Origin of the sequence: Synechococcus sp. CS-1328 (assembly GCF_025128095.1) — a bacterium.
GTDB lineage: Bacteria > Cyanobacteriota > Cyanobacteriia > PCC-6307 > Cyanobiaceae > CBW1002.
The window spans coordinates 1-20210 of sequence record NZ_JAHLYT010000031.1; the positions used below are offsets into that span (position 1 = coordinate 1).

Sequence of the window (20210 nt, forward strand, 5' to 3'; positions counted from 1 at the left end):
CGCCTACAGCGCCCCTGTGGCAGCTGCCAGCGCCGTGTTCCTGATCTACCCCTTCGGTCAGGGATCCTTCTCTGACGGCATGCCCCTCGGCATCTCGGGCACCTTCAACTACATGCTGGTGTTCCAGGCTGAGCACAACATCCTGATGCACCCCTTCCACATGCTGGGTGTGGCCGGTGTGTTCGGCGGCAGCTTGTTCTCCGCCATGCACGGCTCCCTGGTGACCTCTTCGCTGGTGCGTGAAACCACCGAGAGCGAGAGCCAGAATTATGGCTACAAGTTCGGCCAAGAGGAAGAGACCTACAACATCGTGGCTGCCCACGGTTACTTCGGTCGCCTGATCTTCCAATACGCCTCCTTCAACAACAGCCGCAGCCTCCACTTCTTCCTGGCTGCCTGGCCCGTGGTCGGCATCTGGTTCACCGCCCTGGGCGTGAGCACGATGGCCTTCAACCTGAACGGTTTCAACTTCAACCAGTCGATCCTCGACGGCCAGGGCCGTGTGGTGAACACCTGGGCCGATGTGCTGAACCGCGCTGGTCTGGGCATGGAAGTGATGCACGAGCGCAACGCTCACAACTTCCCGCTCGATCTGGCCGCCGCTGAAGCCACCCCCGTGGCTCTGATGGCTCCTGCGATCGGCTGAGGTCAACCCTCAACCCAACAGGCGTTCGAATCATCGATCACCTTTCTGGCCCTTCTCTCCAAGAGAAGGGCTTTTTTGTGTCTTGGGCTCGGATCGGGAGCTCGAAGCCATCGACGGATCACCGCTGGTTGGAGTCTGACGCGTTGCTTTCTGCTCGGCAGGAAGGGGTGGGGAATTTAGGTTGACACCGATGCCGATCGCCCTCGGCCATCCCGCCGCTGGCCCTGGATGATCGCCTCTATCACCCTGTTCACGATCATGTTCGCCCTGGGGCTGGGCTTGCAGCCTCAGTCCTTCGGGTCTTTGCGTGAACGACCGGCGCTGTTTGCCCGTGTGCTGGTGGGCTCCTGTGTGGTTGTGCCGCTGATCGCCCTCGGGCTGCTGCTGCTGCCGATCAGCGCCGGCCTCTCCACACCGGCTCGTCTGGCCATCGCCTTGATGGCGATCTGCCCGAGCGCGCCCCTGACCCTGCGCAAGGCTGGAAAGAAAGGCGGCGATAGGGAATTGGCTGCGGTGCTGCAAGTCGGCGCGGCCATGGCCGCGATCGTCTCGATCCCCGTTCTGGCGGATGTGTATCGGGCCGCCTTCGCGGTTCAAAGCTGGGATCTGGGGCCACAGGAGGTGGCCCAACAGGTGGGCCTGTCCCAGGTGCTGCCACTGCTGCTGGGGTTGCTGTTGCGCCAGCGATCGCCCCAATTGACACAGCAGTGGCAAGGACCGCTCGACAAGCTCGCCAACGCCCTCCTGGTTCTGCTGCTGGCCGTGGTGCTGGTCACCACAGGCCCCCTGCTCCTTCCCTTCGTAACCGCCAACTGGATCGCACTGGGATTGATGGCGGCCCTGGTGGCGCTTTGCCTGGGGCTGGGCTACGGACTCGCGGGAGCCGCGCGCCACGAGCGGATCAGTGTCTCCCTGGTGACCTCGATGCGCAATCCGGGTCTGGCCCTGCTGTTTGCCGGCACCTATGCCCCTGAGCTGCCAGCCATCAAGATTGCTATCCTTGTTTACGTGCTGGTCACGGTCGTGCTGTCGATTCCGTTGCTGCAGGCGCTGAACCGTCAGCCAGCCCAGGAGACAGAGAACAGTTAGTTGATGGCAGTCCGCCCCTGGTTCCGGCTCGCTTCCGCCCTTCTCGTCGCGGCATCGCTGAGCCTGACCGCCGCTCCAGCGCGAACGGAGCAACGATCTGGGGAGGCATCCGCGTCAGCCTCCCTGCCCTCCTGGCGCCAAGGCCCCGCCCGCGAGCGTCTGCTTGATTTCCTGCGCACGGTCACCATGGAGGGGGGAGAGGGCTACGTCCCACCCGAGGAACGGATCGCCGTCTTCGACAACGACGGCACGCTCTGGTCGGAGCAGCCGATGTATGTGCAGCTGGCCTTTGCCATCGAGCGCGCCCGCCTGCTGGCGCTGGAGCGGCCTGAACTGGCGGCCCATCCGGTCGTGGCCGCCGCCATCGGCCCGGATGGCGAAGCCAGGGTGCGGACGCTGGGCATGGAGGGGCTGCTGGAGCTGGTGGGACTCACCCACGCCGGCATGAGCACCGACGCCTTCACCGACCTGGCCCGCGCCTGGATCCGCAGCGCCTGCCATCCCACCCTGCGGCGGCCCTACACCTCCCTCCTCTACACCCCCATGCGGGAGCTGCTCGACCTGCTGCGCGCCAATGGCTTCCGCACCTACATCGTTTCGGCCGGCGGCTCCGCCTTCATGCGGGTCATCAGCGAGGAGCTCTACGGGATTCCACCGGAGCAGGTGATCGGCTCCAGCATCCGAACCCGCTATGCCCTGCAGAACGGTCGCCCGGTGATCCTGCGGGAGGCCGGGCTGGAGGTGCTGACGGATGGCCCCACCAAGCCCCTGCTGATCGAGCGCGTGATCGGCCGGCCTCCGATCGCGGCCTTCGGCAACTCCGATGGAGATCGGGAGATGCTGGCGTGGACCACGTCGTTTCCCGGGGCACGGCTGGGCATGCTCATCCATCACGACGACGCCGAGCGGGAAGTGGCCTACGACAGGCGCTCGGCCTTCGGCAGACTCGACAGGGCTCTCGATGAGGCGTCCGGCCGTGGCTGGACCGTGGTGAGCATGCGGGACGACTGGGCGCAGGTGTTCCCGGAGCTGGATGCGGCAGCGGCCTCGCAGGCCTGCCCCTGACGGCCGCGATGCAGGGTCTGGCTTGGTAGTTGGCCGAACAGACGGCGGTAGTCGCGTGCGAAATGCCCCGGGTTCAGAAAGCCCCACTGCAGGGCCAGCTCCACAATGGACACCGTCTGTGGATCCGCCGCGAGCAGCTCCCGGCGGATCCCATGGAGCCGATGCAGCTTGATGTAGGCCATGGGGCCCATCCCGAGATGCTCGCGAAAGCCCTGGAGCAGGCTCCGGCGGCCGGCGTGGATCTGGCGGCAGAGGGCCTCCAGAGTGATCGGTTCCCGGGGATGCTCCTGCACCCACTGCTGCACCTGCTTGACCAGTTCGAACCGGGTGGGAGCTGGGCAGAGGCTGGCATGGCTGTTGGTGCCGTGAACCATGGCCTCCAGCACCAGAGGCAGCAGATCGTGCCTCAGCCGTTCCGGGGGCGCAGCGGAGCTGGAGAGCAGGGTCAACAGAAATCGGCGCAGGCGCCCATGCCGTTCGGGACTGATGCTGAGGCAATTGGAGGTGAGGGCATTGGATTCGACATCAGCCCAGCCGAGTTCGCTGCTGAAGCGCTTCAGGCGGCTGCGCTGCAGCATGATCACGCCGAGATCGAGCACCTCCGGCGTGGAGAGGTGAACATCCGAACAGACCGTGAGACCGAACAACATGTCCGGGAGCACTGCCACGCCATGGGCACGCAGCGGCGCACTGGCCTGCTGCTGCCCAGGGTTGAGCACGAGGGCCACCATCTGTTGATCGGCGGGTTTGGGTCCCGTGATGTGGAGCCTGCGGTTGACCCGCAAGCGCAACAAGCGCAGGGGCCCGAGCGCCCTCACGGCCAACTGACCGCACATCTCACCACCGGAGAGCTGGCAGGGCTGTAGATCCAGGCCGGCCTCGACGAGATGGAGGGCCAGCTGCTCAACGCCGTCGAACGACCACAGCCGATCCATCGCAAGGATTGCACTTTTTGAGTGGTCCAAGCCTGCCACCCTCATCACTATGGTCGGGTGGTGTCCTGCACGCCCCCTCCCAAGCCCCTCCGCGACAGCCATGCCCAACGGACAACCCAACATCCTGATCCTCTGGGGCGATGACATCGGCCAGAGCAACCTGAGCTGCTACAGCGATGGGTTGATGGGCTACCAGACCCCCAACATCGACCGCGTCGCCAAGGAGGGCGGCCGCTTCATCCACTACTACGCCGAGCAGAGTTGCACCGCCGGCCGGGCCGCCTTCATCTCCGGCCAGAGCGTGTTCCGCACCGGCCTGAGCAAGGTGGGGCTGCCCGGCGCTCCGGTGGGTTTCCAGGCTGAGGATCCCACCATCGCCGAGCTGCTCCAGCCGCTGGGCTACCGCACCGGCCAGTTCGGTAAGAACCATTTCGGCGACCGCGACGAGCATCTGCCGACGATGCACGGCTTCGATGAGTTCTTCGGCAACCTCTATCACCTCAACGCCGAGGAGGAACCCGAACTTCGCGACTATCCCAAGGCGGATGATCCGGAGTTCCCGAACTTCCGCAAGCGCTTCGCCCCACGCGGCGTGTTGCACTGCTGGGCCAACGGCGACGGCACCCAGCGGATCGAGAACACCGGCCCGCTCACCAAGAAGCGGATGGAAACCGCCGACGACGAGTTCATTGTTGAAGCCAAGCGCTTCATCCGCGATGCGGTGGCCTCGGGCGAGCCCTTCTTCGTGTGGTTCAACACCACCCACATGCACTTCCGCACCCATGCGCGGCCCCAGGATGTGGGCCAGTCAGGGCGTTGGCAGTCGGAGTATCACGACGTGATGATCTATCACGACAACTGCATCGGCCAGATGCTGGATCTGGTGGATGAGCTGGGCATCGCGGGCGACACGATCGTGATGTACAGCACCGACAACGGCCCGCACATGAACAGCTGGCCCGATGCCGGCATGACCCCCTTCCGCAACGAGAAGAACTCCAACTGGGAGGGGGCCTACCGGGTGCCCGCCCTGGTGCGCTGGCCGGGCAAGATCGAGCCCGGCACCCTGTTCACGGGCGTCGTCAGCCATCTCGACTGGCTGCCCACGCTGCTGGCCGCCGCCGGCGAGCCCGAGATCAAGCAGAAGCTGCTCGATGGCCATCAGGTGGGAAGCAAGAACTTCCACATCCATCTCGATGGCTACAACATGCTCGATTACTGGACGGGCAAAACCGACAAGAGCCCGCGGGTGGAGTTCTTCTACTTCTCCGACGACGGCGATCTCACCGGCCTGCGCTACGACAACTGGAAATTCGTGTTCATGGAGCAGCGCGCCGCCGGCACGCTGCAGGTGTGGGCCGAACCCTTCACCGCCCTGCGGGTGCCGAAGATCTTCAACCTGCTCACCGATCCTTACGAGCGGGCCGACATCACCTCCAACACCTACTGGGACTGGATGCTCGACCATGCCTTCATGCTGGTCCCAGCACAGTCCTTCGTGGCCGACTTCCTCGCGTCGTTCAAGGACTACCCCCCCCGCCAGAAGGCCGCCAGCTTCACGGTGGGCGATGTGCTCGAGAAGATGATCTCCGCAGGGGGAGCAGGCTGAGCTCCCGATGACCGTTGCTCCCAGCATCAGCTGGGAGCAACTTTGTATTGGATAGACCTCAACCATCAACAAAGCAGTTCCACATGACAAAAACCAACAAGCCCAACATCTTGATCATCTGGGGCGACGACGTTGGCATGTGGAACATCAGCGCCTACCACCGCGGAATGATGGGTGGCAGCACGCCGAACATCGACCGGATCGGCAGGGAGGGCATGACCTTCATGGATCACTACGGCGAGGCCTCCTGCACGGCGGGACGCGCAGCCTTCATCACGGGGCAGTATCCGATCCGGGTTGGTCTGGCCACCGTCGGCCTGCCGGGTGCGGAACAGGGCCTGAACAAGGCTGACCCAACGCTGGCCAGCCTGCTCAAGCCGCTCGGCTACGCCACAGGGCAGTTTGGCAAGAATCACCTGGGCGATCGCGATGAGCACCTGCCCACCGCCCACGGCTTCGATGAGTTCTTCGGCATCCTGTATCACCTCAATGCCGGGGAATATACGGAGCAGTACGACTTTCCGAAAGACCCCGAGGTCGCCAAGCAGTTCGCCCAGCGCGGCGTCATTCACTCCTGGGCGAATCCGGATGGCACGCAGAAGATTGAAGACAAAGGCCCGTTCGGGCAGCAGCGCCAGCGGACGCTGGATGCTGAAATCCTTGTGGAATCCAAGCGCTTCATCAACGACGCGGTTGAGTCAGACAAACCGTTCTTCGTCTGGCACAACACCACGCGGATGCACTACCGCACCAACCTGTCGCCCGAGTACGAGGGCAAGAGTGGCTATGGCCTCTATGCCGACGGCATGATGGAACTCGACGACACAGTCGGCGAACTCCTCAAGCAGCTCGACGACCTGGGCGTCGCGGACAACACAATCGTGATGTTCTCCACCGACAACGGTCCGGCCATGAACAGTTGGCCCGATGGCGGCAACACCCCGTTCGGCGGTGAGAAAGGCGTCGGCGGCAAGGAAGGCGGTTTCCGCGTCCCGATGCTGGTGAAGTGGCCCGGCAGGATCCCCGCAGGCCAGACGACCGGTGAGTTCATGACCATGCAGGACTGGATTCCCACCCTCATGGCCGCCGCCGGCGAGCCGAACGTGAAGGAGAAACTCCTCACCAATTACCAGGCCGGCGAGCAGACCTACACCCATATCCACCTGGATGGGTACGACCAGACTGAGCTCATCACCGGCAAGGGAAAGTCCAAGCGCAAGGAGTTCTACTACTTCACAGAAACCAAGCTCCACGGCATCCGCTACGGCGACTGGAAGTTCCTCTTCGTCAAGCAAGACAAGTGGTTCAACGGCGTCCAGCAGAACATGCTGACGCCGCTGGTCACCAACCTGAAGCTTGATCCGTTCGAGCGCATGCATGAGGCACGCGGTTTTGACGAATGGCAGGAGAACCACGCCTGGACCTATGCGCCTGCCTTCGCTCAGGTCGGCGAGCTGATGCAGTCGCTCAAGGAGTATCCGCCGCGCATGGCGAGCCTGGACTTCGATATCGACGAAGCCATGAAGTCGCTCACACCCAAGGGGGATTGAGACCGCTCCAGGTCGTTCTCATTTGGCCAGCTGAACTAGAGCGTTAGCTGGCTCAATGAAGCAGGCTCATGAAACCATAAGGAGAGATCAGGATGAATCGCACCACCTTCAGCGCCTTGAACTTCGCTGGCGTTGTGATGGCGCTATGTGGGGCGACCGTCGCACAGCCGGTCTGCGCGCAAAGCCCCGTTCCCAAGCAGACCATGACGCAACCACGCCCTCCTCAAGCCGGTGTCAAGGTGACGCCAAAAACCTACATCCGGGCCGAAACCGATCGGCAGTTCGCCGAGATCGTGAAAATGGCGGGGGGCATCAATCGCTTCTATCACTTCCGCACTCCCACCCCGCTCGATAAGCAGAACGTCGTGAGGATGAACCGCGATACACTTTACTCAATGGGCGTTGTCGATACATCCAAGAGCGCAACGATTACTGTCCCTGAATTGCCAAAAGATCGCTACGCATCGGTGTATCTCGTGGACAACGACCACTACACACCTTTCGTGATCTACACTGCAGGAACTCACGAACTGCCGAAAGACACCAAATATCTGGCCATCGGAGTACGCATCCAGGTGCTCAATCCGAAAGACCCAGGCGAAATCGCCTTGATCAACAAGTTGCAGGATCAGTTCGTCATCAAGGCTGGCAGCGCCGATCCACTGCCAGCGCTCAAGTGGGACCGACCATCGCTGAAGACCTTGACCGCACAGTATGAAAAGGATTCGGCGCAATACAGCAGCTGGAAGGGAATGCAGGGGCCGCGCGGCAAGGTTGATGAAAAGACCCGTCACATTGCTGCTGCGGCGGCCTGGGGGCTGTTCCCCGAATGGGACGCCACCTACCTGAACTACAGCGGGGGCCATGATCCAAAGGTGTGCCACAAAGCCACCTACGCCGTGCCGGAGAACAAAGCCTTCTGGTCCATTTTGATTTACGGCAACGACGGCTTCATCAAGAAAGAGAACAGTCTGGTCAATTCCTCGAATGTGAAGCTGAATGCCGATGGCACGTTCACCGTGTCTTTCGGATCGAAGGAGGTTTGTGGCGACGTCTCCAACCGGTTGGATGTGACCGAGGGATGGAGCTTCCTGATGCGGGTGTACCGTCCAGGGCCGTCTGTTCTGGACGGAAGCTACAAGATGCCTAAAGCAGCCCCCATTCAGTGAGCAGAGATGACAAACTCAATGTTCGCTTCACCAGTCGATTTTGGAGTGACAGACACTGCTTACAAAGTCTCGGAGACTGATTTCAACATCAAGCGAAGTCTTGCCAAGGCAGGTATCAATGCGTGGGCGCATCAGCGTGATGTCAGCGACGTCAAGACACAGCAGGTCATCCGGGAGAATCAGGATGTCATCTATTCGAGCGCCGTCGTTGATGTCCGGAACGGAGCGACACTCTCCGTGCCGGCAAGCAAGACCTATCACATCATCGAGATCATCGACCAGCAGAACTACATCGTTGGTGTGGTGTATCCCGGCAAGGCTCTCGCCATTACCCTCGATGATCTGACATACGGCAACTACGTCTACCTCAACATGCGAATCCGAAAGCTGCCGGATTCAGAAGGTGGGCTAACTGCCACCCACACACTTCAGGGGATGGCAACCATCGAGGCGGCCTCAGCCGTTCCCTATCTAACTCCCGACATTGTGATCGATCAGAAGCAGATGGAGGCGATCCGTATGGCGCTGATCAAGGACGTTCAGGCTGGAAAACTGCCTGACACCAGCAGGGCCCAGGGTGGTGCGACAGATACCGACCCGCAGGATCATCTTTACGCCACCGCCTACGGATGGGGTGGCCTCTCGGTCGAACATGCAGCCTACGCTCCGATCGCGAATCGCACGGAGATCAAGGAGGGCAAGGCGTTGCCATCGAGCATCACCTTCATGCCGCCGGAAATCGATGCTGAACGAGGCGGTTTCTGGTCGATCACCACTTACAACAGTGAAGGCTGGCTGGCCAGGGACAAAGCCGCCCTATCGAATTCTGAGGCAACTCCCAACCCAGACGGAACATATACGATGCGGTTCAATTCTCCGGGCAGCCCGAACAACGTCGAGACGCCTTCACCCTTCAGCGCCCTGCTGCGCATCTACGTTCCCAGGTCAAAAGAGAGTGCCATCCAGTTTCTAAAGAATGAAAGCAAGAATCTGCTGATTAAATAGCCATGCGGTTACAAAGGATGGTGTTTCGATCTGTCACGACCATAGAAGCTGACTTCAAGGTAGTGGCTGTCATGTCACCTCAAGGTGGCGTGAGTACTGGAGCCAGATGGCCCACTAATATCAAGATCCAGCGTATGTGGTCTGCAGCGTTGGGCTCTGGCCTCACACCTCCGGGTGGTCCCGGCCGATCGGCCAGGGTATCCGGCCGCCAAGCCAGGAGCCCTGCCTGGCAAGGTGGTGAAGGGGAGAATCACCTCCACCGGCCACATGGGCTTCCGCTGAATCGTGAGGAGCTGACCCGTGCCTGAGATCCCCCTTCTGGAATGGCTGGAAGTTTTCGCCGTTGGCCTGCGCTTAGTGCTGGAGAGTGTCTCGGTGGTGTGCGTGGCGCTGGGGTTCCTGGCCACTGTGCGCCAGACGCTTCGCCTGCGCCGGAGCGGCCAACCCCGGGGCCGGCGATTCAACAGCATCCGACTCACCTTCGGCAGCTGGCTGTCGATGGCGCTGGAGTTTCAGCTGGCTGCAGATATCGTTGCCACCACAACAGCACCATCCAGTCAGAACCTGATCCAGCTGGGGGTGATCGCTGTGATTAGAACTTTTCTCAACGTCTTTCTCGGCCGGGAAGTGGAAGCGGAACAGAAGCTCGAAGAGGCCCAGTCCCAGCAGAATTCCAACATCTCCATCACCCCCATCTGATGGCCAACCTCAACAACGAACTAGCCAATTAGCACTACGTCGTGGCGTCGTGGCGTTTTCCTGCTTGTCAGCGGGATTCCGATCAGCAAATCGCTCCGACGACGACCTCTCGGTTGCCCAATCAGCCGCCTTCGCCGGTGACCTTCGGGACGGTGCTGCGGTTGCCATTGCGAATGGCGTGATAGCCGGGAGAGAGGATCTCCACGCCGGCGGCCGCGAACTGGTCCTGGATGGCCGCCAGAAGGCCCGAGAAGGTGAGACGGTAGGTATCCACATTTTCTACGCAGGCATTGAGCTCGTAGCTGATGTGGAAGTCGTTGAGTGAGGTCTGCAGCACGAAAGCCGGCAGCTCTTGGCTGATGCCGGCGGTGGCATTGGCCGCATCCAGCATCAGTTGGTGCACCTGCCGCCAGGGCACGTCGTAGCCGATGGTGACGGTGGCAGCGATCACCACTGGTTTGCCGAGCTCCCGTCTGGCGAGGGTGTAATTGACGATCGAGGCCCCCAGCACGGTGGCGTTGGGGATATTGACCAGCTCATTCCAGGGTGTTCTCAGGCGCGTGGTCAGCAAGTCCGTGTCTTCGACGATGCCGATCGTGTCGTTGATCTTCACCCGATCACCCTCCTGATAGGCGCGGGTGTAGGTGAGCATCAGGCCGCCGATCAGGTTGGAGGCCACGGCGCTCGAGCCCAGGGCCGCCAGCACCCCCAGAAACAGACCGGCCCCCTGAAAAGCCTTGCAGCTGGTCCCCGGCACATAGGGATAGGCGAACACCAGCCCACCCAGAAGGATCATGATCGCCACCAGTCGGGCGGTGGGCCGGGCCCACTCCGGGTAGAACCAGCTGAGGCGCAGCCGTTGCAGCTCGATCGAACGGAACCAGGCATTGCTGGCCCTCACGAGCACGACGGTGAAGGCGAGGATCAAGGCCAGGGGATCAGATCGGGGATCGCGGCCACGAACGCATCGAGCGCGCCACTGATCAGGGCGAGGTTCTGCGCCTGCAGAGTTTCTGAAACGGCCTGGGTCGGTGGGAACAACCCGAGGACCAGGGGGATGAACAGATAGCTGACCACCGCCAGCACCACCGCGTTCACTCCCCGCCCAGTCGTGGGTTGGCGGGGGCGTGAATCCAGGCAGCGAGACGGCGATTGAGCGCCAGCTGCCCCCGCAGCCAGAGGACGTAGCCCCCCAGGGTCAGCAGAGCAAGTGCCGTTCCCCGCAGCCAGTCCTGGCGCCGGTGAGTGCTTCGGTAGCGCTTGATCGAGGCCCGGATCTGCTCCAGATAGCGCTGGGCCAGCTCCTGGCGGCTCAGCTGGAACAGGCTGGCGTTGCGCTCGTCGACGGCCACTTTGGCGACGAACCGGCCGCCTCTGAACAGGCCGATCTCGGGGTAAGGAGGGGCTTCCCGAACCACGAGCTGGTCGGGGCTGATCGCGTAGTCGGAAGCGATCTGGGCGAGGCTCTGGCTGCCGCGCCGTGCCATCTGCTGGGGGGTCTGGGCGCCGACGGCGGCGCGGATCTCGATCACCTTGCGGCCGTCGAGGGTCACGAAAGCCGGAGGCTGCTCGGGGGCATTCGTGGCCTGAGCCGGCCCTGGCTCCACCGATCCGGACGGTGTCGCCGTGAGCAGCAGCGCCAGCAGGGCAGCCGCCACAAAGCCGATGATCCGCATGGACCACGGCGCCGAGAGCCCTTCACGAACATCTTCGCCACAGTGGTCATTAGTGAGATCCTCTGAACCTTATTCAGCAGGCGTTGACAGAGACATCCGGAGCCCGTAACGGCGCCCGTAGTGGCGGCTGTCAGGCGGGCTCAGATTCTTCTACGAGGCACTCGATGCTACCGGGGAATGCCGGACCGGAACCATAATCTTTCAGGCCTATTCTGGATCTCCTCGCACATGTGCTGGAAACGCCAGCACCAACACAACAGCCTCTTGATGAGGGAAGCCTGAATTCACCCGAGTCGCTGCGATTACATTCCATTTCAATCTCTCAAGCTCATGCGGGAGCGGATGATCATGTTGTGTTTGGCCCTGAACCCACGATCCTTTCGATGTCCCGTTCTGCATCCAGCTCACCAGCCGTGAGGGCCACCTTGAAGCCGGCCGCCCCGCGGGGGCCTGGCCGCCCCCCTGCGCGGGACATGGTGTGGATCCCGGGTGGCAGGTTTGTGATGGGCTCAGACCTCCACTACCCGGAAGAGGCGCCCGCCCACATGGTGAGCATCGACGGTTTCTGGATGGACCGCTCACCGGTCACCAATGCCCAGTTCCTGAAGTTCGTGAAGGCCACCGGACACGTCACCCTGGCCGAGCAGCCCGCCGATCCGGCCCAGTATCCCGATGCGCTGCCGGAGTTGCTGGTGCCGTCTTCGATTGTGTTCGTGCCGCCGCCCGGACCGATCGGCACCGGCGATCCCTATCGCTGGTGGCAATACATTGCCGGCGCCAACTGGCGGCATCCCGAAGGCCCTGGCAGCTCGATCAAGAGCCGCGACCACCATCCCGTGGTGCATGTGGCCCATGCCGATGCGGCGGCCTATGCCGCCTGGAGCGGCAAACAGCTGCCGAGCGAAACGGAGTGGGAGCGGGCCGCCTGGGGCGGCCGTGAAGGCGCCGAGTACGCCTGGGGGGAGGAGCTGCACCCGGGCGGCCAACCGGTGGCGAACACCTTCCAGGGCGATTTCCCCCACCACAACAGCCTGCTGGACGGCTACGCGGGCACCTCGCCAGTGGGTGTCTTTCCGGCGAACGGCTACGGATTGTTCGACACCATCGGCAATGTGTGGGAGTTGACCGACAGCTGGTATGGCCACCACCCGCGCCAAGCCGATGAGGAGTTAGCGGCTGAGGGAAGCAGCGGCTGCTGCGCCGGAGCGGCTGACGCCCGTGAAGCCAGCATCGACCCCACCAGCCAGCACGGAACGATGCCGCGCAAGGTGGTGAAGGGCGGCTCCTATCTCTGCGCCCCCAGCTACTGCCGCCGCTACCGGCCGGCGGCACGCATGGCGCAGGGCATCGACACCTCCACAAGCCACATGGGCTTTCGCTGCATCGTGCGCCTCTGAAGCCATGACTCACTCACATCGACAAACCTGGCTGACCCGTCAGCAGCGCCGCCGCGCATCCCCGTTCTTTCTGCTGCTGGATCGCTCCTTCGGCTTCAGGGTGCTGATCGCGGCAATGATGTCCTTTGCATTGCTTTCACTCGTCAATCGCTTCGACAACTGCAATGGAGCCAACCCAAGAGAGAACTGCCTGACCAGTAACTTTCTAGATGTCATCAGCATTGGCAATGTCGAATCGTTCAGCATCGTCACAGCGGGCTTCGTCTACATCCTTGAGGCGGGGCGTCGCAAGGAAAGAGAACATCACGAGCAACTTACTTTGCTGTTAGCGCAACAAGAGGCTGGAGTAAAATACAGCCTGGGGCGTATCAGAGCCATCGAGGATCTCAGCTCAGACGGCATCTGGCAGGACGACTTCGATTTGCAGGGCACGAACCTGGAGGGGCTGAGGATTCCATTCAGTCGTTGGCGAGGTTGCGACTTCGCCAACACGGTGTTGTGCAAGGCCAATCTCCAGGGTGCGGATCTGAAGGGGGCCAACTTCACGGAGGCTGATCTCACCGGAGCCGATCTTGCCGGCTCCGATCTCACTCAGGCAAATTTCACCCGAGCCATCCTCACCAATGCCGATCTCAGCGGTGCAATCCTGACCGGCACCGTCTTCCAGGATGCTGATCTGGGGGGAACAAAGATCGATCGGAGCATTGCAGCCTCGATCGATCGCCCGTGATTCGATCAGTTGTCATGGTGATCCAAAAACTTCCCCATCCCCCGGCTGCTGACTCCAGCGCACCCCATGCCCAGATGAGCCGGCTCGCCGGGGCCTTCGTCGGCATTGCAGCCGGATATGCAATCACCCGCCAGCTGCCCTTCTTGCCGGCCACACTGCTGAGTTCCCTGGTCCTGGCCGCCACCTCCACGTTCATCGGTCGGATCCAAAACCCGCTGCGGTGGTGGGCCCTGCTCGGCACCGCCTGCGGCTCGGTTCTGGGCAGCGCCGTGGTGCTGGCGGCGAAACTCCAACAGAGCGAACCGCAGTCAGATCTCTCCAGCAGGGCCGTGCTGCTCGGGTTTCTCGCCCTTGCCGGTTGCATCGCCGGATACAACCTCAGCCGTGATGCCGCTGGCGGTTCCGCCCGCCACCCCAGGGACCTGCTGCGTTCGGCCAGTGCACTCACCACCGGCATCTTCGCTGTGCTGGTCACCTTCACCTTTCTGCATTCCGGCCTGGATACGGCTCGCACCTTCTCCAGCCGGCTCAGCACCTCCCTGACCATCCTGGTGGCCACGCTCTCCGTACCTGGATGGCTGACCCATCTGCTGAATCGGCCGCCGCCGAGGGGGCCCAGGCAGCGGTCCTGATCCGCCTCGATTGTCCAGCCCCATCTCCAGCCGACACCTCCCCCCGACCCCGACGCCATGGCCCAGGCAACCCTGCTGCTCGTCAGCCTCACCCTGTTCACGATCATGTTCGGCCTGGGTGTTGGCCTGAAGGGAGAGGCCATCGTCAAGCTGCGCCGCAGGCCTGCCCTGGTGATCAGGGTACTGATTGCGTCCTGTGTGCTGGTCCCTCTGGTGGCCCTTGTGCTGATGAAGCTGACTCCGGACCTGGCCCTCTCCAAGGCCGCCCGATACGGCATTGCCCTGATGGCCATCTCACCCAGCGCTCCCCTCACCCTGCGCAAGGCCGGCAAAATGGGCGGAGACCGCGAGCTGGCGGCGGTGCTCCAGGCCTGTGCGGCCGTGGCCGCGATCGTTTCAATCCCACTGATCGTGGATCTGTTCCGGTCCTCCTTCGGGATCTCAGGCTGGGACATCGGCCCGAAGGAGGTGGCCCTCCAGGTGGGCAAGGCCCAGGTGCTGCCCCTGCTGGCGGGCCTGGGGCTCAGGCGCTGGCGGCCGCTCTGGGCGAACCGGCTGTCGGGTCCGCTCGAGAAGCTGGGTAATGGCCTGCTGCTGCTGCTGATCGTGCTGGTGCTGGTCAAGTCGCTGCCTCTGCTGCTGCCCTTCGCGGCCACCAACCTGGTGGCTCTGGGTTTGATGGCCGTGATGGTGCTGGCGGCCCTGGCCATCGGCTATGGGATCGCTGGCCCTGACCCCCGGGAGCGCACCACGCTCGCCCTCGTCACCTCAATGCGCAACCCAGGGCTGGCGCTGCTGTTCGCCACGACCTACGGCGCCGACATCCCTGGCCTGAAACTCGCCGTGCTCGCCTATCTGCTGATCACTGTGCTGCTCTCGATTCCCTTCCTGCGCTGGCAGCGCCAGAAGCAGCAGGTGCCCTTCGTGATCCCTTAGATGCCTTGGTGTGAATCACCCGAGGCCGTGCCCCAGGCGCTGGGGCAGGATCGCCAGCTGCGACCGAAATCCTGAGCAGCCAGCCCTTGCTTGCGGCAACCCGATGAACCTCACCAACGAACTGGCCAAGGAGCGCAACCGGGCGGCTGCCGAGCGCACCCTGATGGCCTGGATCCGCACCTGCCTGTCCCTGATCAGCTTCGGCTTCGGTCTCGACAAGATCATCGGGGCGATCCAGGCCAGCCGCCTGGAGGGCAGTGCCCATACGCAGCTCAGCGTGCGGTTGATCTCCATCGGATTCGTGCTCACAGGGATCCTGGCCATGGCAGCCGCCACCCGCCAACACCGCAAGGTGCTGCGGCGGTTGAAGCAGGACGATTTCGTCTACATCGACGAGGCCTCGGTCTCGATGGCGACGGCGCTGGCCCTCACCCTGATCGGCCTGGTTGCCCTGGTGCTGCTGATCGCCGGTGGAATGAGCGGCTGATGAGCGGCTACAGCCAGAGGCTTGGGCAGGGACTGGGCCAGGCGGATCTGGCCGCCGGCCTGACCGCCGCCGCGGTGGTGCTGCCCAAGGCGATGGCCTACGCCACCATTGCCGGTCTGCCGGTGCAGGTGGGGCTGTACACGGCTCTGGTGCCGATGGCGGTCTATGCCCTGCTGGGCAGCTCCAGCCCCTGAGCGTCAGCACCACCACCACCCTGGCGATCCTGGTGGGCAGTGAGCTGAATCGGCTGACGCCTGACGCTGAGCCCAGCGCCTTGATGACAGCCAGCGCCACTCTGACCGTGTTGGTGGGAGCGATGCTCTGCGGCGCGGCCCTGCTGCGGTTCGGCTTCATCGCCAACTTCATCTCCGAATCGGTGCTGGTGGGTTTCAAATCCGGCATCGGGCTGGTGATCGTGGTGGATCAGCTGCCCAAGCTGCTGGGGCTGCATGTGGAGAAGGCCGGCTTCTTCCGCGACCTGGCAGCCCTGCTGGGGGACATCCCGCGAACCTCGATCGCCACGCTCCTGCCCTCGGCCGGACTGTTCAGCCTGCTACCGCCAGGCCGGCGCCCGCAGCCAGATGGCCGAGCTGGTCACGGCGGGGGCCGCGCTGGTCACCCTGCTGCTGCTGGCCCCCTGGCTTGCGCTGATGCCCCTGACGGCCCTGGCCGTAGTGGTGATCGTGTACTCCTTCGAGCTGATCGCCCCCGGGGAGTTCCTCGCGATCCGGCGCGTGCGCCATGCCGAATTCAACTGGGCTGTGGTGGCCTTCCTCGGGGTGGCGTTCCTGGGCACCCTCAAGGGCATCCTGGTGGCCGTGATCCTCTCCCTGCTGGCGCTGGTGCAGCAGGAGGTGAACCCGCCGGTGTATGCCATCGGCCGCAAGCGCGGCACTGATGTGTTCCGACCTCTCTCAGCCCGGCATCCCCACGATGAGACCTGGCATGGGCTGCTGCTGCTCCGTGCCGAGGGGCGCCTGTTCTTCGCCAATGCCCATGGCGTTCTCACCAGGATGCGGGCCGAGGTGGATCGTCACCGGCCAAAGGCGGTGGTGGGCTTCTGGATCGACCGTGCCCCGGTGACCAACGCCCAGTTCCGCAAGTTCGTGAAGGCCACGGGTCACGTGACCCTGGCCGAGCGGCGGGCGGATCCGGCGGCCTACCCCAATGCCCTGCCGGAGCTGCTGGCGCCCTCCTCGATCGTGTTCGTGCCACCGCCGGGTCCGATCGGCACGGGCGACCCCTACCGCTTGGTGGCAGTAGCTGAGCGGGGCGAACTGGCGCCACCCCGAAGGGCCCGGCAGCTCGATCAAGAGCCGCAACCACCATCCCGTGGTGCATGTGGCCCATGAGGATGCCGTCGCCTACGCCACCTGGGCCGGCAAACAGCTGCCCAGCGAAGCGGAATGGGAGCGGGCCGCCCGGGGCGGGGTGGAGGGGGTTGAGTTCGCCTGGGGGGAGGAACTCCACCCCGGCGGCCGGCCCATGGCCAACACCTTTCAGGGTGACTTCCCCCACCACAACAGCCTGCTCGACGGATACGGCCTGCTCGACATGATCGGCAATGTGTGGGAGTGGACCGATGACTGGTATCAGCACCATGGCGCCGATGCCGAGGTTCAGCGCCATCAGGACCAGACCGAGACAGGCTGCTGCCCCATCCCCAATCCCCGGGGAGGCTCCCGTGAGGCCAACATCGACCCCACCTCCCAGCACCAGAGTATGCCCCGCAAGGTTGTGAAAGGAGGATCGTTCCTTTGTACTCCCAGCTATTGACGCCGCTACCGACCGTCGGCACGCATGGCCCAGGGGATTGATACATCCACCTGCCACATGGGATTTCGCTGCATCGTGCGGAGCTGATCGATGGGCCTGGCCACCCTGATGGACCTGGGGATGGAGCACATCGCCGAGCCACTTCGGCTGTGCCTGGAGTTTCTTTCGCTGCTGTGTGTCGCGATTGGCCTGGTGATCACGCTGCTGCAAGGATTCTGGCATCGCAGCCGACTCACCTTCGGCACCTGGCTGTCAATGGCACTGGAGTTTCAGCTGGGCGCCGACATCGTTTCCACCACCGCCTCACCCTCGGAGCAGAATCTGATCCAGCTAGCCACCATTGCCGTGATCCGCACCCTGCTGAATCTCTTTCTGGCCAAGGAATTGGAAGCCGAACAGAATTGGAAGACGACATCACGAACCTTTCCGCTAGCCCTGTCAGGGAAGTACGGCGATGACCAATCTCAACAACGAACTGGCCAAAGAGCGCAGCCGGGCAGCGGCCGAGCGCACCATGATGGCCTGGATCCGCACCTGCCTCTCCCTGATCAGTTTCGGATTCGGCCTCGACAAGATCATCGGCGCTATCGAGCGCTCACGCTTCGAAGGCAGTTCCCATGCAGGAATCAGCGTGCGGCTGATTGCAATCGGATTCGTTCTCACAGGCATTCTGGCGATGGCAGCGGCAACACGCCAACACCTCCGCGTGCTCAAACGGCTACAACGGGACGATTTCGCTTATATCAGCCAATCATCAATCGCCATCTTCACAGCCATCGCACTCACACTGATTGGGATTGCAGCCTTAGCACTACTCCTTGTCGGAGCCTCCAGCTCCTGATAGTGGGCTGAAGTCACAGACCACCACACAACCACGTCATTGAATCCGCCCCCTTTCCTATGCCGCCGATCATTGGCCTGTTGGTGAGTTTCACCATTTTTACGGTCATGTTTGCCCTGGGTCTGGGGCTACGGGGATCCACGTTCGCCCTGAGCCGCCATCAACCGGCAGTGCTCGGCCGGATTCTGATCGGCACCTGCCTGCTGGTTCCCCTGGCTGGACTGCTGCTGCTGGAGCTTCCACTGGCGGCCAAGCTGTCTGTGCCCGTAAGATTCGCCATCGCCCTGATGGTGATCTGCCCCAGCGCCCCGCTGGCCCTCCGTCGGACGAGCTCACCGGAAAGGGCCTCCGGACTGGCCGCCCGCATTCAGGTGTCGGCAGCCCTGCTGGCAATCCTCTCGATCCCTTTGCTGGCGGAGCTGTTCACCCTGGTCAGGCCGGTGAGTGGCTGGGACATTCGTCCACTGGACATCGCCCTCCAGGTGACCCGGGTTCAACTGATTCCGCTGGCCGCAGGGCTGCTGGTGAAAACCTGGCGACCAGGCTGGGCCGAGCGCTGGACCAGCACCATCAACCAGGTGGCCACGGCGCTGCTGGTGGTGATGGTCGTGGTGTTGCTGGCGATCACCGCCAGTCAGCTGATTCCGTTCCTAAGCCAGAACCTCTTCGGACTGCTGGTCATGACCGCCATGGTGGCGATCAGTCTGGGCATCGGCTATGGCTTGGCAGGTCCAGATCCGAGTGACCGTCCCACGGTGGCCCTGGTGACGAGCACAAGAAATCTGGGGCTGGCCGCTCAGCTGGCCGTGGTCTACGGCGCCTCGATCAAGGGCCTGATTCCTGCCGTACTGTCCTACACCTTGATCAGCACCGTAGTCTCCATCATTGTTCTGAAGCTACTGGCAGCCCGCGTGTCGATGGAACAGCCCAAGAGCAGCGCAAGCTAGGCGCGAGCCAGCCATCAACCTGGTCAGAAGAAGAACTTCAGGCCCAGCTCGACACCATTCTGATAACTGGTGTATCCACTGGGTCGATCTGACAAACCATTGTCATACTCGATGCCCAGATACCGCCAGGAGAGGTTGAGATCCGTGTTGTTGCCCACCGCATAACCAAGCCCCACCTGGGCATTCCCGGAAAGATCCCGGGCACCGGACAATCCCCAGCCGCCCACGTCAGCGCGGGCGAAAGCACGCAACTTCGGCGAGAGAAACACGGTCGCCTGGGTACCCACCAGAGGTTGCACCCAGGTTCGACCGAAGCTGCCTTCCCGTTCCACACGCAGCCCACGATCGCCATTGCCCCGGACCTGAGCCGAGGCATCCAGCCTGGCCTGGAGCAGCCGAATCCCGGCGTAGGGGATCACACTGAACTGCCCTGGCTTGCCGAGCGCGGATTCCGGTGCTCCGAAGCGATAGCGCAGGGCCAGGTCATACATCCCCTGAACGGCCGTGAGCGCTCCATTCCCGGTGAAACGCCCGCGACTGGTGGTGCGCGTTGCCTGATCTCCCACCCGGGCATAACTGAGATCCGTCAGCAGACCGATGCGGCCAGATTCCACGCTGCCACGCACAGACGTGGCCCATTGGAGGCGTGAGAGCACGTCGCCAAGATCAAGATCCGTATCGGCCGAAAACCCCCGAATCGTTGTGGTGCCGGTGAGCCGAATCGGCAGAAATCCATACAATTCAACCGTGCTTGCCCATGCCCGCGGATCCGCCTCGACCTGCACGTCTTCAGCCATCGGCCCTGGAGCCTCTGCCGCGGGAGCCTCTACTGCGGGAGCCGCCTCCACCTGGAGGTCCTGCACAGATTCACTCCACCCGGGCGATCCGGCAGCGATCAGGCCCGCCCCCACACAACACCAACCCAAAGGATCCATCACCTGCCTCACGACGCGGCGCCAAGCCAGGCGATCGACGAGGGAAGAGACGTCAGGCTGCATAGGGCAAAAATGAATGGGAGATG

Annotated in this window: 21 protein-coding genes and 4 pseudogenes; 20 read left to right on the plus strand and 5 right to left on the minus strand. The window is 63.0% G+C overall.

Annotated elements, in window-relative coordinates:
- From KQ310_RS04875 to KQ310_RS04885, 3 genes and pseudogenes are all read left to right on the plus strand, one after another.
- Positions 1-646, plus strand: a pseudogene (locus KQ310_RS04875) (photosystem II q(b) protein); the annotation flags it as partial.
- Between the two features lie 228 nt (positions 647-874).
- Positions 875-1735, plus strand: a complete 861-nt coding sequence (locus KQ310_RS04880; protein WP_259720659.1) for a bile acid:sodium symporter — start codon at positions 875-877, stop codon at positions 1733-1735.
- Between the two features lie 3 nt (positions 1736-1738).
- Positions 1739-2800 (plus strand): HAD family phosphatase, encoded by a 1062-nt coding sequence (locus tag KQ310_RS04885; protein ID WP_259720660.1) that lies wholly within the window; start codon positions 1739-1741, stop codon positions 2798-2800.
- A gap of 68 nt (positions 2801-2868) precedes the next feature.
- On the opposite strand, the pseudogene KQ310_RS15825 reads toward KQ310_RS04885, so the two are convergent.
- Positions 2869-3882: pseudogene (locus tag KQ310_RS15825) on the minus strand (helix-turn-helix domain-containing protein); the annotation flags it as partial.
- Here KQ310_RS15825 and KQ310_RS04895 point away from each other — a divergent pair.
- The 5 genes from KQ310_RS04895 to KQ310_RS04915 all read left to right on the plus strand — a co-directional run bounded on the left by KQ310_RS04895 (position 3836) and on the right by KQ310_RS04915 (position 9767).
- Positions 3836-5344, plus strand: coding sequence for an arylsulfatase (locus KQ310_RS04895; protein ID WP_259720661.1), 1509 nt, complete (start codon positions 3836-3838; stop codon positions 5342-5344). The pseudogene KQ310_RS15825 and the gene KQ310_RS04895 overlap by 47 nt on opposite strands.
- A gap of 83 nt (positions 5345-5427) precedes the next feature.
- Positions 5428-6894, plus strand: coding sequence for an arylsulfatase (locus tag KQ310_RS04900; protein WP_259720662.1), 1467 nt, complete (start codon positions 5428-5430; stop codon positions 6892-6894).
- Positions 6895-6986: 92 nt separating this feature from the next.
- A complete protein-coding gene (locus KQ310_RS04905; protein WP_259720663.1) occupies positions 6987-8063 on the plus strand; it encodes a DUF1254 domain-containing protein in 1077 nt (358 codons plus the stop codon).
- A gap of 6 nt (positions 8064-8069) precedes the next feature.
- Positions 8070-9068, plus strand: a complete 999-nt coding sequence (locus KQ310_RS04910) for a DUF1254 domain-containing protein (protein WP_259720664.1) — start codon at positions 8070-8072, stop codon at positions 9066-9068.
- A 300-nt stretch (positions 9069-9368) separates the two neighbouring features.
- Positions 9369-9767 carry a DUF1622 domain-containing protein gene (locus KQ310_RS04915; protein WP_259720665.1) on the plus strand — a complete coding sequence of 133 codons (399 nt, stop codon included), beginning with the start codon at positions 9369-9371 and terminating at the stop codon, positions 9765-9767.
- 121 nt (positions 9768-9888) lie between these two features.
- Here the strand turns inward: KQ310_RS04915 and KQ310_RS04920 are convergent, their stop codons facing one another.
- From KQ310_RS04920 to KQ310_RS04930, 3 genes are read right to left on the minus strand one after another with little or no spacing between them, the layout of a single operon-like run.
- Entirely contained in the window at positions 9889-10695 is an 807-nt protein-coding gene (locus tag KQ310_RS04920; RefSeq protein WP_259720666.1) for a mechanosensitive ion channel family protein, read from the minus strand.
- Positions 10692-10856 (minus strand): hypothetical protein, encoded by a 165-nt coding sequence (locus KQ310_RS04925; protein WP_259720667.1) that lies wholly within the window; start codon positions 10854-10856, stop codon positions 10692-10694. Before KQ310_RS04925 ends, KQ310_RS04920 begins: the two co-directional genes overlap by 4 nt.
- 5 nt (positions 10857-10861) lie before the next feature.
- Positions 10862-11443: a hypothetical protein gene (locus KQ310_RS04930; RefSeq protein ID WP_259720668.1), complete on the minus strand. Its 582-nt coding sequence runs from the start codon at positions 11441-11443 to the stop codon at positions 10862-10864.
- Positions 11444-11946: 503 nt separating this feature from the next.
- Between KQ310_RS04930 and KQ310_RS04935 the strand changes: the two genes are divergently transcribed.
- From KQ310_RS04935 to KQ310_RS04985, 12 genes and pseudogenes are all read left to right on the plus strand, one after another.
- Complete coding sequence (locus tag KQ310_RS04935) at positions 11947-12840, plus strand: SUMF1/EgtB/PvdO family nonheme iron enzyme (protein ID WP_399237674.1); 894 nt, start codon at positions 11947-11949, stop codon at positions 12838-12840.
- Positions 12841-12844: 4 nt separating this feature from the next.
- Positions 12845-13570 carry a pentapeptide repeat-containing protein gene (locus KQ310_RS04940; RefSeq protein ID WP_259720669.1) on the plus strand — a complete coding sequence of 242 codons (726 nt, stop codon included), beginning with the start codon at positions 12845-12847 and terminating at the stop codon, positions 13568-13570.
- A gap of 74 nt (positions 13571-13644) precedes the next feature.
- On the plus strand, positions 13645-14202 hold the full coding sequence (locus tag KQ310_RS04945; RefSeq protein WP_259720670.1) for a hypothetical protein: 558 nt from the start codon (positions 13645-13647) through the stop codon (positions 14200-14202).
- A gap of 57 nt (positions 14203-14259) precedes the next feature.
- A complete protein-coding gene (locus KQ310_RS04950) occupies positions 14260-15138 on the plus strand; it encodes a bile acid:sodium symporter family protein (protein WP_259720671.1) in 879 nt (292 codons plus the stop codon).
- Positions 15139-15241: 103 nt separating this feature from the next.
- Complete coding sequence (locus tag KQ310_RS04955) at positions 15242-15625, plus strand: YidH family protein (protein WP_259720672.1); 384 nt, start codon at positions 15242-15244, stop codon at positions 15623-15625.
- Positions 15625-15819 carry a SulP family inorganic anion transporter gene (locus KQ310_RS15975; RefSeq protein WP_399237677.1) on the plus strand — a complete coding sequence of 65 codons (195 nt, stop codon included), beginning with the start codon at positions 15625-15627 and terminating at the stop codon, positions 15817-15819. The genes KQ310_RS04955 and KQ310_RS15975 overlap by 1 nt, the downstream gene beginning before the upstream one ends.
- A 32-nt stretch (positions 15820-15851) precedes the next feature.
- Positions 15852-16110: pseudogene (locus tag KQ310_RS15980) on the plus strand (SulP family inorganic anion transporter); the annotation flags it as partial.
- A gap of 96 nt (positions 16111-16206) precedes the next feature.
- Positions 16207-16977 carry an SUMF1/EgtB/PvdO family nonheme iron enzyme gene (locus KQ310_RS04965; protein WP_399237679.1) on the plus strand — a complete coding sequence of 257 codons (771 nt, stop codon included), beginning with the start codon at positions 16207-16209 and terminating at the stop codon, positions 16975-16977.
- A complete protein-coding gene (locus KQ310_RS04970) occupies positions 16934-17401 on the plus strand; it encodes a formylglycine-generating enzyme family protein (RefSeq protein WP_259720744.1) in 468 nt (155 codons plus the stop codon). The genes KQ310_RS04965 and KQ310_RS04970 overlap by 44 nt, the downstream gene beginning before the upstream one ends.
- 120 nt (positions 17402-17521) lie before the next feature.
- Positions 17522-17776: pseudogene (locus tag KQ310_RS04975) on the plus strand (DUF1622 domain-containing protein); the annotation flags it as partial.
- Positions 17777-17855: 79 nt separating this feature from the next.
- The gene (locus KQ310_RS04980; RefSeq protein ID WP_259720674.1) at positions 17856-18242 is read left to right on the plus strand and encodes a YidH family protein; all 387 of its coding nucleotides are present in this window, start codon (positions 17856-17858) and stop codon (positions 18240-18242) included.
- A 59-nt stretch (positions 18243-18301) separates the two neighbouring features.
- On the plus strand, positions 18302-19189 hold the full coding sequence (locus tag KQ310_RS04985) for a bile acid:sodium symporter family protein (protein WP_259720675.1): 888 nt from the start codon (positions 18302-18304) through the stop codon (positions 19187-19189).
- A gap of 23 nt (positions 19190-19212) precedes the next feature.
- Here the strand turns inward: KQ310_RS04985 and KQ310_RS04990 are convergent, their stop codons facing one another.
- The gene (locus KQ310_RS04990) at positions 19213-20052 is read right to left on the minus strand and encodes a hypothetical protein (protein ID WP_259720676.1); all 840 of its coding nucleotides are present in this window, start codon (positions 20050-20052) and stop codon (positions 19213-19215) included.
- Between the last annotated feature and the right edge of the window lie 158 nt (positions 20053-20210).